Origin of the sequence: Veillonella tobetsuensis, assembly GCF_001078375.1 — a bacterium.
GTDB lineage: Bacteria > Bacillota > Negativicutes > Veillonellales > Veillonellaceae > Veillonella > Veillonella tobetsuensis.
In genome coordinates this window covers 1-16,450 of sequence record NZ_BBXI01000019.1, presented here as the reverse complement: position 1 = coordinate 16,450, position 16,450 = coordinate 1, and the positions used below count along the sequence as shown (strand labels likewise).

Annotated in this window: 9 protein-coding genes; 8 read left to right on the top strand and 1 reads right to left on the bottom strand. The window is 40.3% G+C overall.

From position 1 onward, the window contains the following. Window positions 1-108: 108 nt before the first annotated feature. On the bottom strand, window positions 109-1,755 hold the full coding sequence (locus VEI_RS07985; protein WP_059364082.1) for an ArnT family glycosyltransferase: 1,647 nt from the start codon (window positions 1,753-1,755) through the stop codon (window positions 109-111). Window positions 1,756-1,962: 207 nt separating this feature from the next. On the opposite strand from VEI_RS07985, the gene VEI_RS07980 reads away from it, so the two are divergent. The 8 genes from VEI_RS07980 to VEI_RS07945 all read left to right on the top strand — a co-directional run. After that, the gene (locus VEI_RS07980; RefSeq protein WP_059364080.1) at window positions 1,963-3,378 is read left to right on the top strand and encodes an aspartate ammonia-lyase; all 1,416 of its coding nucleotides are present in this window, start codon (window positions 1,963-1,965) and stop codon (window positions 3,376-3,378) included. Window positions 3,379-3,712: 334 nt separating this feature from the next. Further along, the gene (gene rpoB / locus VEI_RS07975; protein ID WP_059364077.1) at window positions 3,713-7,867 is read left to right on the top strand and encodes a DNA-directed RNA polymerase subunit beta; all 4,155 of its coding nucleotides are present in this window, start codon (window positions 3,713-3,715) and stop codon (window positions 7,865-7,867) included. 29 nt (window positions 7,868-7,896) lie between these two features. Next, window positions 7,897-12,102 carry a DNA-directed RNA polymerase subunit beta' gene (gene rpoC / locus VEI_RS07970; RefSeq protein WP_059364076.1) on the top strand — a complete coding sequence of 1,402 codons (4,206 nt, stop codon included), beginning with the start codon at window positions 7,897-7,899 and terminating at the stop codon, window positions 12,100-12,102. 365 nt (window positions 12,103-12,467) lie between these two features. Beyond that, the gene (locus VEI_RS07965) at window positions 12,468-12,713 is read left to right on the top strand and encodes a ribosomal L7Ae/L30e/S12e/Gadd45 family protein (protein ID WP_059364074.1); all 246 of its coding nucleotides are present in this window, start codon (window positions 12,468-12,470) and stop codon (window positions 12,711-12,713) included. Window positions 12,714-12,789: 76 nt separating this feature from the next. Beyond that, window positions 12,790-13,164, top strand: a complete 375-nt coding sequence (gene rpsL / locus VEI_RS07960) for a 30S ribosomal protein S12 (RefSeq protein ID WP_004693554.1) — start codon at window positions 12,790-12,792, stop codon at window positions 13,162-13,164. A gap of 55 nt (window positions 13,165-13,219) precedes the next feature. Next, entirely contained in the window at window positions 13,220-13,690 is a 471-nt protein-coding gene (gene rpsG / locus VEI_RS07955) for a 30S ribosomal protein S7 (protein ID WP_004693556.1), read from the top strand. A 15-nt stretch (window positions 13,691-13,705) separates the two neighbouring features. Further along, window positions 13,706-15,781: an elongation factor G gene (fusA, locus tag VEI_RS07950; protein WP_059364073.1), complete on the top strand. Its 2,076-nt coding sequence runs from the start codon at window positions 13,706-13,708 to the stop codon at window positions 15,779-15,781. Between the two features lie 50 nt (window positions 15,782-15,831). After that, on the top strand, window positions 15,832-16,450 hold a 619-nt coding region (locus VEI_RS07945), incomplete at its 3' end, for a GTP-binding protein (RefSeq protein WP_145749521.1).

Here is a 16,450-nt window from a genome sequence, read left to right as displayed (position 1 = left end):
AAAAACAAAATGGATGCCTCCTGTAAAATACAGGGAAGCATCCATGTGTTTAGGCTAGTAAATAATATGTGTCCAGGAAAATGGGTACATATCAAAGGACACGCTCTATTAAAATGAAATATTATTTTGTACTTTATATATTGTAGCTCCATTAGTTTTGCCCAATGGTTTTGTAATGACAGCTGCAGGTGAACTTTCAAAGTCTTTTATATTCCGATTAGGTACGATAACAATAGCATTTGATTCGTTTGGAAGTTGATCTAAAAACTCATCTTTGGTAATGGTAGGCATAATATTTCTGGCCTTAGCCCAGCGTTCGTCATCAGTCTTATTTAAATATACTTGTGTTGGTATATGTTTTGTATAATACACGACTGAAGTATAATATCCACCGTATACGAAAACAGGTTGATTTGTATTTTCTATATAAGATGTAAATTGAATACCAGATTGACTCGTTAATATGGGCGTCACAGAAATGGTAGTGGCCGAATATAGGGCTAGTATTGGAAGTAAAAATAGCAATGTGAGTTGTGAATATGTTCGTATGTAATGTCTAGCTAGTTTAAAAATCAGAGCGCCTATGCTAACTATAATCATATATTCTAAGATATAGTCGCTAGCACTGACCGCTACGCCAATACCTAGAATGCATGTATATATGCAAAATGGTAGTGTTACTAAAAAAGTACAATATTTAGATAGATTAGGGTTAAACAGTAAATTGATAATTGCCTCACTACCCCATATGATACATGGAATAATTGCGGGTAGTGTATAGGTTAAATACTTGGTTGCTACAATAGAATAAAATAGCAATATAATAACAAACCATATACCGCCAAGTAGGTTGAATGATTCCTTCCAGTTCAGTTTCCGCAATTGATATATAACCACTGGTGTCCATGGCAATAAAGCAAGCGGCGTAATTATTAGATAGTAGTACCACACGTCGAATTTAGGGTGTTCGGATACGAGGGCACGACCTACATTTTGTAGACCAAGAAATCCACTAATAAAATCTTGACCGTGAATGGAGTACATTGCAATATACCAAGGACTGGCGATTAGGAAAAATAGTATGATGCCTAATGGATTAAAGGTTAGCTTTAGATTTTTTAACAGGCCTGTTTCTTCATTCTTCGAGGCTAGAATTTTTCGTAAACCAATGAATACTAATAAGATAAGACCGGGTAGTAATAATCCGATGGGTCCTTTTGTTAAGACTGCAAAGGCAGCTGCAATATAGGCTTTCATCATCGACGTCTTATCATTGTTTGTAAAAGCTAGGTAAGCATAACCAAATATGGCAAGACTAAAGAAAAATAAAAAGCCATCTGTTATAACCGCATGTGATATATACCAAAATTGTAAGGTGCTCATCAAGAGGATGGCACTGGTTATTGCGACTGGGATGGACTGTTTGATACGGTATACCATGTGATACATGAGTGATACACTGGCCCCTGCAATTAATGTATTAGGGATGCGTGATACAAAATCTGATATACCGAACAATTTATAGCAGATCATAAGTGCCCAATATGTTAATGGTGGTTTATCATACCATACATGGTCGTAAATCATAGGTGAAATCCATGAATTGTGAGTTAACATGGTTATGGCACTTAATACATAGTTAGATTCTACTGGATCGGTAATCGGTATATAGGCATTATAAAAACCATAGCTTATGACTGTAATTAAAAACAGTGCTATGATTCGTGTTCGATGACTTATGTTAATTTTAAACACTCCTTTATGTTAATAGTATATGCTTATATTTTACTATACTTTGCAATGTTCAGATATGTCATGAGAGAAATTATATAGAATATTGTTTTTATGGAATACCTTAAATGACTTTTGTGTATACAAAATACATGATATAATGAAGTCAATAAGAGACCATTTTATACAATGTATTTTGTCTATTAAAGAATAAATGAAAGAAGGATTGTTATGAGAAAAGAACATGATTTCCTAGGCGAATTAGAAGTTGCTGATGAGCTATATTATGGTGTGCAAACAATTCGTGCATTAGAAAACTTTCACATTACAGGTAAACATTTAGACCATGACTTTATCATCGCATTGGCAATGGTGAAAAAAGCCTCTGCATTGGCTAATATGAAAACAGGTCGACTCAATGTATCTGTTGGTAAGGCCATTGTTCAAGCTGCTGATGAAGTGATTGCAGGCCAATTTGCTGATCAATTCCCAGTAGATCCAATCCAAGGTGGTGCTGGTACTTCTGTAAACATGAATATGAACGAAGTATTGGCTAATCGGGCTTGTGAAATTTTGGGCCATCCAAAGGGAAGCTATGATATCGTAAGTCCTAACAACCATTGTAATATGGCGCAATCTACAAATGATGCGTTCCCAACAGCTATCAAGGTTTGTGCAATTTTAAAATCTAAACCATTACTTGCTGCATTGCAACGCCTCGTTGATGAGCTTGAAAAAAAGGCTGATGAATACAGTGAAATTTTGAAAATGGGTCGTACGCACTTACAAGATGCGGTGCCAATCACATTGGGGCAAGAAATGGGTGCTTATGCATCTGGTATCCGTCGTGGTATTAAACGTATTAAATCTGCCGTTGAAGGTGCGCATGTAATTAACATGGGGGCTACTGCAGTTGGTACAGGTATCAATGCTGAACCTAATTATATTCAAGATGTTGCGTATGAACTTAGCGAAGTAGTAGGTGAACCATTCTACACTGCTGAAAACCTAATCGATGCTACTAACAATACAGACGTATTTGCTGATATTTCTAGCGGATTGAAAGTAACGGCTCTTGTATTAATTAAAATGGCCAATGATTTCCGCTTGATGGCGTCTGGTCCTCGTTGTGGTATTGGGGAATTAAAATTGCCTGCTCGTCAACCTGGATCCTCCATCATGCCTGGTAAAGTAAATCCAGTTATTGCCGAAGTATTAAACCAAGTATGTTACCAAGTTATCGGTAATGATCTTACTATTACATTGGCTGTAGAAAATGGTCAGTTTGAACTGAACGTAATGGAACCTGTATTGGCGTACAATTTGTTCAATAATCTTTGCTACCTCAAAAATGGTGTAAATACATTTGTTGATAAATTGTTGGTTGATCTTGAAGTAGATCGTGAACAATGTGAATACTGGTTGAATCGTTCTGTTGGTATCGTAACAGCATTATTACCACATCTTGGCTATGAAACTGCATCTGCATTGGCTAAAGATGCTTATACATCTGGTCGTGCTATTCGCGATATTATCTTGGATCAAGGTTTATTGACTGAAGATGAAATCAATCATATTCTTTCTCCTAAGGAAATGACTCGCCCTGGTATCGCAGGGGCAAAGTTGTTAAAAAATAAAGGCAATTAATCTGATTCATTATTTTATAATGCGTCATGAATAAATTATGAAAATATAGAAGCTGTCAACCCTTTTGTTGACAGCTTTTTTATATGATGATAAAATTATAAATTGCAAAAGTAGCATTTTCTACTTTTCCATGTAGAAGCTATAACTTACGTATTAAGGGTTTTCTTCCAAGGTTGTGCTTGGATAATGAACGGAGCAAGGTTATTTTTTAATCTAAAAAGGGCCTTGCTTATTTGGCGTTATTAAAGCAGGAAAACTGAGACCTGTAAGATGTCTTTTCTATGCCGTTATAGAAATATGGTGGACCAGTGTATTTGAAGGAGGGAAAGCAAATATGTTCAAACCTGAACAGGTAGGCAAACGGACTCGTTATACATATGCAAAAATTAACGAAGTTATTAAGATGCCGCATTTGTTGGACATTCAACGTAAATCGTACGAATGGTTCTTGGAGAGCGGTTTACAAAATATTTTCAACGATATTTCTCCGATTAAAGACAATTCAGGTAATTTAGTACTTTCTTTTGAAGGTTTCAGCTTAGGTGAACCTAAGTATGATATTAATGAGTGTAAAAATCGTGATGCTACATACGCAGCACCACTTCGTGTAAATATCCGTTTAGTTAATAATGATCCTGAAAATATGGACATTAAAGAACAAGAAGTATTCATGGGTGATTTCCCATTGATGACGGATACAGGTACTTTCATTATCAATGGTGCAGAACGTGTTATCGTATCTCAATTGGTACGTTCCCCTGGCGTGTACTATGGTAAAGAAATCGATACAATGGGTAACCGTTTATATGAATCCACAGTTATCCCAAATCGTGGTGCTTGGATCGAATTAGAAACGGATGCCAGCGAAATCGTTGCTGTTCGTATTGACCGCAACCGTAAATTACCAGCTACTGTACTTGTTCGTGCATTAGGTTGGAATACTAATGAAAGTATCCTCGATTTGTTCTGGAACGGTCAAACTGACGAAGATGGTTTACCAGTATATGATGAACGTATCGTTCGCACATTAGAAAAGGATACTACTCAATCTGCTGATGAAGCATTGGTAGAAATCTATAAAAAATTACGTCCAGGCGAACCACCTACTGTAGAATCTGCTCGTAATTTATTCGATAATTTATTCTTCGACGCTCGTCGCTATGATTTGGCTCGCGTAGGTCGTTATAAATTAAATAAAAAATTGGGTTGGCGCCAACGTATGTTGGGTCAAACATTGGCACAACCAATTATTGATACTGAAACTGGGGAAATCATCCTTGATGCAGGTGTACAAGTTGGGGAAGAACAACTTGATATCGTTGCTAACAGTGGTGTATTCAGTGGTGAAGGTTTTGCTGAATTCTATATTACTAACTCTGATGGCGTTGTGTCTAAAATCATTTGCAACAACTGCAATTTAGACTTTAATCATCGTACAGTTACAAGAGAAGATATGATCGCAAACATCTCTTATCTCTTGAACTTGATGGATGGTGCTGGTCATACAGATGATATCGACCATTTGGGTAACCGTCGTCTCCGTTGTGTAGGCGAATTGTTACAAAACCAATTCCGTATTGGCTTAACTCGTATGGAACGCGTTGTTCGTGAACGTATGACGATTCAAGAAATTGAATCTATCACGCCACAAGCGTTGATTAATATTCGTCCAGTAGTGGCAGCCATCAAAGAATTCTTTGGTTCTTCCCAGTTGTCCCAGTTCATGGACCAAACAAATCCATTAGCAGAATTGACTCACAAACGTCGTCTATCTGCCCTTGGTCCTGGCGGTTTGTCTCGTGAGCGTGCAGGCTTCGAAGTTCGTGACGTGCATCACTCTCACTATGGCCGTATGTGTCCAATCGAAACACCAGAAGGTCCTAACATCGGTTTGATTAACTCCTTATCTAACTATGCGAAGGTAAATGAGTTTGGCTTTATCGAAGCTCCATATCGTAAGGTTGAAAAAATCTATGGCGAAGGTGCAGATGCAGATAAAGTTGTTAAAGTGCGCGTATCTGAAAGCGTTGCTTACATGACTGCCGATGAAGAAGAAGGCATGACTATTGCCCAAGCGAACTCCCCACTCGATGCAGAGGGCTGTTTTGCTACTGAGCATGTAGCTTGTCGTCGTGGTCATGACGTATTAGAAGTTACACCTGACAAGGTTGACTATATGGACGTTAGTCCAAAAGAAGTTGTATCTATCGGTACAGCTATGATTCCATTCCTTGAAAATGACGATGCTAACCGTGCCTTGATGGGTGCGAACATGCAACGTCAGGCGGTACCACTCTTGCGCGCGCAAGCTCCACTTGTTGGTACAGGTATGGAATATACAGCAGCTACTGACTCCGGCGTTTGCGTGTTAGCGCGTGAAGCAGGTAAAGTTGTACGTTGCTGGGGTAATGAAATTCACGTTCTTCGCGATAGCGATGGTCGTGTTGATACATACCGTTTAAACAAATTCCTTCGCTCTAACCAATCCACATGCTTTAACCAAAAACCAATCGTTAATCGTGGCGATCATGTTGTAAAAGGTCAAGTTTTGGCTGATGGTCCAGCTACTGATGGCGGCGAATTGGCACTAGGTTACAACGTTCTTGTAGCGTTCATGCCGTGGGAAGGTTACAACTACGAGGATGCAATCTTACTTAGTGAAGAACTTTGCAAAGAAGATATCTATACATCCATTCATATTGAAGAATACGAATGTGATGCGCGAGACACTAAATTAGGTGCTGAAGAAATTACTCGTGAATTGCCTAATACTGGTGATGACACACTTAAAAACTTGGATGAAGAAGGTATCATCTGCATCGGTGCAGAAGTACATCCTGGCGATATTTTAGTTGGTAAAGCAACACCAAAAGGTGAAACTGAACTTACTCCTGAAGAACGTTTATTACGTGCTATCTTTGGTGATAAAGAACGCGAAGTTCGCGATACATCCTTGCGTGTACCTCATGGCGAATGTGGTAAGGTTGTTGACGTTAAGGTGTTTACTCGTGAAAACGGCGATGATTTACAACCAGGTGTAAATAAACTTGTTCGTGTATATATCGCTCAAAAACGTAAAATTCACGAAGGCGATAAAATGGCGGGGCGTCATGGTAACAAAGGTGTCGTTTCTCGCGTTATGAGAAAAGAAGATATGCCATTCCTTCCTGATGGTACTCCAGTACAAATCGTATTGAACCCATTGGGCGTACCTTCTCGTATGAATATCGGTCAGGTTCTTGAAACTCACTTAGGTTGGGCTGTTCAAGGCTTGGGTATGAAAATCAAAGCTACAGACCTTCATATTCAAAACGTGTTGAAAGAGGCTCGTACAGATGCATCTTATTGGGATGAAATTGATTCAATTCGCAATCTATATGCAGAAATTCAAGAGTTAGAAGCAAAAATTGCTGAAGATGTGACTACATCTCATTTCGAAATTGATGAAAAAATCATCAGCTTGAAAACTCAAATTCTTGAACATGTAGAAGAAGCGGCGAAGAAGAAATTTGCTGCTCTAGGTGGCGAAGAACGCTATGCGGAATTAAAAGCTATTGAAACTAAATACCATGATCTTCATATGGAATATTTCGGTACTGAAGACGAAATACCTGAAATGGATCCTGTATTAGTAGAAGAATTAGAAGGTATTAATAAGGTAAAAGCTACATTAAACCATATTGAAGAAGCTCGTGCTAAACGTGTTGAAATCCGTGCAGATTTAGAAAAACTCGGTTACGATTACGATACATATGGCATGCCAAAACCTGATGTAGCAGGTATTCATATCGCTACACCTGTATTTGACGGCGCGCACGAAAAAGACGTTTTCGAAACATTGGCAATTGCTGGTCGTTCCGATGACGGCAAAACGGTATTGTACGATGGTCGTACTGGTGAACCAATGGATAACCGTGTAACTGTTGGTTACGTTTATATGTTGAAACTTCACCATTTGGTTGATGATAAAATCCATGCTCGTTCCACTGGTCCGTACTCCCTTGTTACACAACAACCATTGGGCGGTAAAGCTCAGTTCGGTGGTCAACGTTTCGGGGAAATGGAAGTGTGGGCTCTCGAAGCATATGGTGCAGCTTATACTCTTCAAGAGCTGTTAACTGTTAAATCTGACGACGTTGTTGGTCGTGTGAAAGCTTACGAAAAAATCGTTAAAGGCGAAAATATCCCTGAACCAGGTGTACCTGAGTCCTTTAAAGTATTGCTCAAAGAACTTCAAAGTATCGGTCTTGATGTAAAAATCTTGAACGAAGATCAAGAAGAAGTTGTTATGAAAGAACTTGATGACGAAGATGAAGTGGTAGAAACTGGTATTGAAGATGTTATGGACGGCAGTGCTGTTGAAACAGATGAAGTAACAGTAGTAGACCCAGAAGCAGAGGAAGAAATCGAGGTTTCTAACGGTGGAGATGATGATATTCTTAGCCAATTAGCATTCCCAATTAGTGAACCCTCTCATAATGAAGACTGACACTGAATATAAGGAAGGGAGCGATAGTAGTGCTAGACGTAAATGAATTTGATTCCATGCGAATCGGTTTAGCCTCTCCAGAGCAAATCTTAGAATGGTCTCATGGGGAAGTTAAAAAACCTGAAACAATTAACTACCGTACGTTAAAGCCAGAACGTGATGGTCTATTTTGCGAACGCATTTTTGGACCAACAAAGGACTGGGAATGTCACTGCGGTAAATATAAACGCATTCGCCATAAAGGCGTAGTCTGTGATAAATGTGGCGTAGAAGTAACTCGTGCAAAAGTACGTCGTGAACGTATGGGCCATATTGAATTGGCTACACCTGTATCCCATATCTGGTATTTCAAGGGTATCCCATCTCGTATGGGTCTCATCCTTGATGTATCCCCACGTTCCTTGGAACGTGTATTGTATTTTGCTTCCTACATCGTAGTTGATCCTGCAGGTAGCCCATTGGCAAAACGTCAATTGTTATCTGAACAAGAATACCGTGAATACGAAGCTCAATTCAATGAAGATGGATATTCCATTGGTGGTAAATCTGTAGTTATTGAAACTGTGGCACAACGTAATGAACGTTTGGCTATCGTTCGTGAAGCACAACGTAAAGAACGTTATAACGCAGCACTTCGTGAAGATGCTACAATTCCAGAAGCAGATAAAGAATATGAAGAGTTAACTCGTGAAGAACGTTACGAATTAGGTGCTACAGAAGAAATCTTATTCGTATGTATCGACATGGGTGCAGAAGCGGTAAAAGCATTATTGGCTGAACTTGATTTGGAACAATTAAATGCTGAATTACGCGAAGAGTTGAACACTGCTAGTGGTCAACGTAAAATTCGTGCGGTTCGTCGCTTAGAAGTAGTAGAAGCATTCCGTCAATCTGGCAACCGTCCAGAATGGATGATTATGGACATCGTTCCTGTTATCCCACCTGAATTGCGCCCAATGGTTCAATTAGATGGTGGTCGTTTCGCTACATCCGATCTTAATGATTTATACCGTCGTGTTATCAACCGTAACAATCGTTTGAAACGTTTGTTAGACTTAGGTGCACCTGATATCATCGTGCGCAATGAAAAACGTATGCTTCAAGAAGCTGTTGACGCATTGATCGATAACGGTCGTCGTGGTCGCCCTGTAACAGGTCCTGGTAACCGTCCATTGAAATCCTTATCCGATATGCTAAAAGGTAAACAAGGTCGGTTCCGTCAAAACTTGCTCGGTAAACGTGTTGACTACTCCGGTCGTTCCGTTATCGTAGTAGGTCCTGAACTTAAAATGCACCAATGTGGTTTGCCAAAAGAAATGGCATTGGAATTGTTCAAGCCATTCGTTATGAAACGTTTGGTAGAACGCGGTCAAGCGTCCAACATCAAGGCTGCTAAACGCCAAGTTGAGAGAATTGGCCCTGGCGTATGGGAATCTTTGGAAGAGGTAATCAAAGAACATCCAGTTCTCTTGAACCGTGCCCCTACATTGCACAGACTTGGTATCCAAGCCTTCGAACCAATCCTTTGGGAAGGCCGTGCTATCAAATTGCATCCATTAGTATGTACAGCCTTCAACGCCGACTTTGATGGTGACCAAATGGCGTGTCACTTACCATTGTCCGTAGAGGCTCAAGCAGAAGCTCGTACATTGATGCTTTCCAGCCATAATATTTTGTCTACAAAAGACGGTAAACCAGTAGCGGTACCTTCTCAAGATATGATTTTGGGTACATACTACTTAACAGTTGTACGTGAAGATACTCGCGAAAAGGCAAAAACATTTGCTACTTATGACGAAGTTATGCTTGCCTATGAAGCAGGTATCATCGGCTTGCAAGATATTCTTTATATCCGTATGCCTGAATATGGCCGCGTAGAAACTACTGCAGGTCGTCTGATTTTCAACAATGCACTATTCCCAGAATTGTGGCAATATGCACAAAAAGAAGATGGCACTTACTCCTTGGGTAAGGTTATGGATAAGAAAACAGTTGGTAAATTAGTTGATCAATGTTTCCAATTATTTGGCAATGAAAAGACAGCTGAACTTTTAGATAGAATTAAATCTCTTGGTTATTCCTTTGCACGTCGTGCGGGTATGACCGTAGCGATTGCTGATATTAAAGTACCAGAAGTTAAATTTGAATTACTTGATACAGCAGAACAAGAGGTAGAAAAAGTATCCCGTATGTACCGCCGTGGTTTGATTACGGAAGAAGAACGCTACCGCAAAACCATCCAATTATGGACAAAAGCAACAGAAGATGTTACTGAGGCTATGATGGATAATATGGCGCGCGATAAAGATGGCTTCAACCCAGTTTATATGATGGCTATCTCTGGTGCCCGTGGTAATAAACAACAGATTCGTCAGCTAGCTGGTATGCGTGGTTTGATGGCCGATCCATCTGGTCGTATCATCGACTTGCCGATTAAAGCTAACTTTAAAGAAGGTTTGACTGTATTGGATTACTTTACGTCTTCCCATGGTGCTCGTAAAGGTTTGGCCGATACAGCACTTCGTACAGCTGACTCCGGTTACTTGACTCGTCGCCTCGTTGATGTATCTCAAGATGTTATCGTTCGTGAGGACGATTGTGACGTAGTTGGTATCGACTTGGTTCGTGAACGTGCTCGTTTGGCGACTTCTCCTCGTCAAGCTCTTGAAATGTTGAAAGACAAATTAATTGGTCGCGTTCTCGACAAAGATGTAGTGAATGCTGAAACTGGTGAATTAGCGGTTCCTGCAGAAACTATTCTTGATGAACAAAGCTTGTCTGATATCGCAGATGCTGGTGTAACTGCAATTTCCTTGCGCGGTGCACATTTAGGCTCCGATAGCGATATTAACCATACTAATTTGGTTCAAAAAATTCTTCTTGGTGAAAGTGATGACAGCATCCGTGCAACATTGAAAGAAACTATGGTTCAAAATATGTTAAATAAGGATACTGTACATGCTATTGTGGATAGCCATGGTGTAGAAATCTACCCTGCTGACACACGCCTTACAGAAGAGGGAATAGAAGCTATTCTTAACTCTGATGTAAAAGAAGTACAAGTACGCAATAATGAAATCAACGGTATCGAAGTTGAAGCTATTGTTGAAGGTACTGGTATTATCGAGCCATTAAAAGATCGTATCGTAGGTCGTATTGCAGCTGAAGAATTAGTTAACAAGGAAACTGGTGAAGTTATCGTTCCATTGAATGGTGAAATCACAGAAGACCTTGCTGACGAAGTTGTAAAACATTACGATATTGTTAAGATTCGTTCCGTATTGACATGTCGCAGCCCTTATGGCGTATGCCGTAAGTGTTATGGTCGTGATCTTGGTACAGGCAACCAAGTCCAAGTTGGTGAAGCTGTTGGTATCATTGCAGCTCAATCCATCGGTGAACCTGGTACACAGTTAACAATGCGTACATTCCATACAGGTGGTGTCGCAGGTGATGATATTACTCAAGGTTTGCCTCGTGTCGAAGAATTGTTCGAAGCTCGGAAACCAAAACGTAATGCTATCATCGCGGAAAATGAAGGTGTGGTTCGCGTTGTACCTAACGAAGGTAAAAAAGGTACAAACACTATCTTTATCACTGGTGAAGACGGTATTGAACTCGACTACCTCATCCCTTATGGTTCCCGCATTATCGTTAAAGACGGTGATGTAGTATCCTTGGGTGCACGTTTAACAGAAGGCTCTATTAACCCTCATGACATCATGCGTGTAATGGGTACACAAGCTACACAACGTTACCTTGTATACGAAGTACAAAAAGTATATAAATCTCAAGGTGTAGAAATTAACGATAAACACATCGAGGTTATCGTTCGTCAAATGCTTCATAAAGTAAAAATTGAAACAGCTGGCGATGCTGATATGCTTCCAGGTGATATGATTGACATCAATACATTTGATGAAGAAAACCGTCGTCTCACATTAAATGGCAAAGAAAATGCTACAGGTAAGCGCACATTGTTGGGTATTACCAAAGCTGCTTTGGCTACAGATTCCTTCTTGTCTGCTGCATCTTTCCAAGAAACTACACGTGTTCTTACTGATGCTGCTATTAAAGGCAAAATCGATCCATTATTGGGTCTTAAGGAAAATGTTATCATTGGTAAGTTGATTCCTGCTGGTACCGGTATGAGCCGTTACCGCAAAATTGAAGTAGTTAAGAAGGCTCCTGAAATTTTAGAATTAACTGATGATGGTGAAATCATAGGAGAATAAGCTTATATATTGCTTAGCAATGTATAGTTAACTCAAAAGAGATATTCTTAGGTCATTATTTGATCTAGGAATATCTCTTTTTCTATTATATCAATTTCGCATAATAAAACTGCGTTGATTGAATTGGATATGTATAAAACGTATAAAAATAAGTGAATTAATCGATAATTGCATAAAAAAACGTATAGACTACATGTAATTCATTGAAATGATACACACGGATAAGTGTACATATTAAATACAGTGAAATAGCGGTTTTGAGTGTGAAAAAACCTTTGACATGCGTTTTAGTAATTGATATACTTACATAGTGCTTAGAGGGCAAGTGCGCCCTGAGCATAGTTTCGTAAGGAGAAGATGTAACTATGGACATTGCCCATTTAGCATCGGCGAACAAGACAATAGGGGCTAAGCAAACAATAAAAGCGATTGCAAAAGACTCTGTTAAGTTTGTGTTTCTCGGCTGCGATAGTGATAACTACGTAGTAGATCCTGTACGGATGGCTTGCGTGGAACATAATATACCGTTCGACGAAAAGCATACGATGGATGACCTTGGTCGTGCGTGTCGCATTAAGGTGCGGACCACAGCGGTAGGTATCCTACGTTAATCTTGGTAATATCCGATGTAACACTTTGTTATGACGGATCAATTATAAATCTCAAATTTGGAAAGGAGGTGCCCAAATGCCAACAATTAATCAGCTAGTACGCAAAGGTCGCATGAGCTTGACTAAAAAATCTACAGCTCCAGCACTTCAAGAATCTCCACAAAAACGTGGTGTATGTACTCGTGTGTACACAGCTACTCCAAAGAAACCAAACTCCGCGCTTCGTAAAGTTGCCCGTGTACGTTTGACAAACGCTATTGAAGTAACTGCTTACATCCCAGGCATTGGTCACAATTTACAAGAACACAGTGTTGTACTTATCAGAGGCGGTCGTGTAAAAGACCTTCCAGGTGTGCGTTATCACATCGTTCGTGGTGCATTGGATACAGCTGGCGTACAAAACCGTATGCAAAGTCGTTCCAAATACGGCGCGAAAAAAGCTAAAAAATAATTTTAGCCATTAAACGAAACAATTAACACACATCATTATAAAGGAGGAATTGAACATGCCAAGAAAAGGCCCTGTTCCGAAACGTGATGTACTTCCAGATCCGGTGTACAACAGCAAATTAGTAACACGTTTCATTAACAAAGTTATGTACGATGGCAAAAAAGGCATTGCTGAAACTATCGTATATGATGCATTCGAAATTATTCGTTCCAAAATGGGTCAAGACCCAATGGAAGTTTTTGATCAAGCATTGAAAAATGTTATGCCTGTACTTGAAGTACGTGCTCGCCGTATCGGTGGTGCGAACTACCAAGTGCCAGTTGAAGTTCGTGCTGATCGCCGTCAAACACTCGGCATTCGCTGGGTTGTAAACTATGCTCGTCTTCGTGGTGAACGCACTATGAAAGAACGCTTAGCAGGCGAATTGATGGACGCTTTCAACAATGCAGGCGCTGCAATCAAGAAAAAAGAAGATACTCATAAAATGGCAGAAGCTAATAAAGCATTTGCTCATTATCGTTGGTAATAAGAGGTGACAACTGTGGCAAGAGAGTTTTCCTTAGCAAAAACTCGTAATATCGGTATCATGGCCCACATCGATGCTGGTAAGACAACAACTACAGAACGTATCCTCTACTATACAGGTATCGTTCACAAGATCGGCGAAGTACATGAAGGCGCTGCTACGATGGACTGGATGGAGCAAGAACAAGAACGTGGTATCACAATCACTTCTGCTGCGACAACTTGTCAATGGAAAGAACATCGTATCAACATCATCGATACTCCTGGTCACGTTGACTTTACTGTAGAAGTAGAACGTTCTTTACGTGTACTTGACGGTTCTGTTGCGGTATTCAGTGCTAAAGGCGGCGTTGAACCACAATCCGAAACAGTATGGCGTCAAGCTTCTAACTACGGTGTGCCTCGTATCGCTTATGTAAATAAGATGGATACTGTAGGTGCTGACTTCTTTAACGTAGTTGACATGATGAAAGCTCGTCTAGGTGCAAATTCCGTAGCTATTCAAGTTCCAATCGGTTCTGAAGATACTTTCAAAGGTATCATCGACTTGATGACAATGAAGGCGGAAATTTACTTATCCGATGACGGTAAAGAATTTGAAGTCACTGATATCCCTGCTGAATATCAAGAAGTAGCAGAAGCTCGTCGTGAAATGATGATTGATGCTATTGCTGAAACAGATGACGATATCATGATGAAATACTTGGAAGGCGAAGAAATTTCTGTTGAAGAGTTGAAAGCAGCATTGCGTAAAGCAGTTATTGCTAACCAATTGTTCCCGGTTCTTTGTGGTTCTTCCTACAAAAACAAAGGTGTACAAATGTTATTGGACGCTGTAATCGATTACATGCCAGCTCCAATCGACATCCCAGCTATTAAAGGTGTAATTCCTGGTTCTGAAGAAGAAACAACTCGTCCTTCTTCCGATGAAGAGCCATTCTCCGCATTGGCATTCAAAATCATGGCTGACCCTTATGTTGGTAAATTAGCGTTCTTCCGTGTGTACTCCGGTACATTGGAATCCGGTTCTTACGTTTTCAACTCCACTAAAGGTAAAAAAGAACGTATCGGCCGTATTCTTCAAATGCACGCTAACTCCCGTAAAGAAATCGAACGCGTATACTCTGGTGACATCGCTGCGGCGGTTGGCTTGAAGGATACTACTACAGGCGATACATTATGTGATGAAAAATCTCCTGTAATCCTTGAATCCATGGAATTCCCTGAACCAGTTATCTCCGTTGCTGTTGAACCTAAAACAAAAGCTGACCAAGAAAAAATGGGTACAGCTCTTGCTCGTTTGGCAGAAGAAGATCCTACTTTCAAAGTTCGTACTGATGAAGAAACAGGTCAAACTATTATCTCCGGTATGGGCGAACTTCACTTGGATATCATCGTTGACCGTATGAACCGTGAGTTCAAAGTAGATTGTAACGTAGGTAAACCTCAAGTAGCATATCGCGAAACTATCCGTAAAGCTGTTAAAGCTGAAGGTAAATTCGTACGTCAATCTGGTGGTCGTGGTCAATATGGTCACTGCTGGTTGGAATTGATTCCACAAGAACCAGGTGCTGGCTTCGAATTCGAAAACAAGGTCGTAGGTGGTGCGATTCCTCGCGAATACATCGGCCCTGTTGAAAACGGTGTAAAAGAAGCTATGGAATCCGGTGTTATCGCTGGTTATCCAATGGTTGACATCAAAGTTATCGTATTTGACGGCTCCTACCATGACGTTGACTCCAACGAAATGGCCTTCAAAATCGCTGGTTCCATGGGCTTTAAAGAAGGTGCTCGCAAAGCAGATCCTGCATTGCTTGAACCATACATGTCCGTTGAAGTAGACGTTCCTGAAGAATACATGGGCGACGTTATCGGTGACTTGAACTCTCGTCGTGGTCGCATGGACGGCATGGAAGCTCGTAATGGTTCCCAACATATCAAAGCATATGTTCCATTGAGCGAAATGTTCGGTTACGCAACTGACCTTCGTTCCAAAACTCAAGGTCGTGGTAACTACTCCATGACATTCGATCATTACGAAGAAGTTCCTAAGAAAATTGCTGAAGAAATTCAAGCAAAGAAAAATGGTTAATCTTACATTAGATTAATAGAATTACTATTTTCCTCGGAGGATAATTTAAAATGGCTAAAGAAAAATTTGAACGTACGAAACCGCATGTTAACATCGGTACAATCGGTCACGTTGACCATGGTAAAACTACTTTGACTGCTGCAATCACAAAAGTATTGGCTGAAAAAGGCCAAGCTGACTTCCAAGATTACAGCATGATCGATAAAGCTCCAGAAGAACGTGAACGCGGTATCACAATCAACACTGCACACGTTGAGTACGAAACTGCTAACCGTCACTATGCACACGTTGACTGCCCAGGCCATGCTGACTATGTTAAAAACATGATCACTGGTGCGGCTCAAATGGACGGCGCTATCTTGGTATGTTCCGCAGCTGACGGCCCTATGCCACAAACTCGCGAACACATCTTGTTGGCTCGCCAAGTTGGTGTTCCTGCAATCGTAGTATTCTTGAACAAAGCTGACATGGTTGACGACGAAGAATTGATCGAATTGGTAGAAATGGAAGTTCGTGAACTTCTTTCTTCTTACGAATTCCCTGGCGACGAAGTACCTATCGTTGTAGGTTCCGCTTTGAAAGCTTTGGAAGGCGATGCTCAATATGTAGCTAAAATCGACGAATTGATGGATGCTGTAGACTCCTACATCCCAACTCCAGTTCGTGATA

What these genes read in the sequence shown, in the direction of transcription:
- VEI_RS07980 (WP_059364080.1), top strand. Translation starts at nt 1,963, where the DNA reads ATGAGAAAAGAACATGATTTCCTAGGCGAATTAGAAGTTGCTGATGAG.
- rpoB (WP_059364077.1), top strand. Translation starts at nt 3,713, where the DNA reads ATGTTCAAACCTGAACAGGTAGGCAAACGGACTCGTTATACATATGCA.
- rpsG (WP_004693556.1), top strand. Translation starts at nt 13,220, where the DNA reads ATGCCAAGAAAAGGCCCTGTTCCGAAACGTGATGTACTTCCAGATCCG.
- rpsL (WP_004693554.1), top strand. Translation starts at nt 12,790, where the DNA reads ATGCCAACAATTAATCAGCTAGTACGCAAAGGTCGCATGAGCTTGACT.
- VEI_RS07965 (WP_059364074.1), top strand. Translation starts at nt 12,468, where the DNA reads ATGGACATTGCCCATTTAGCATCGGCGAACAAGACAATAGGGGCTAAG.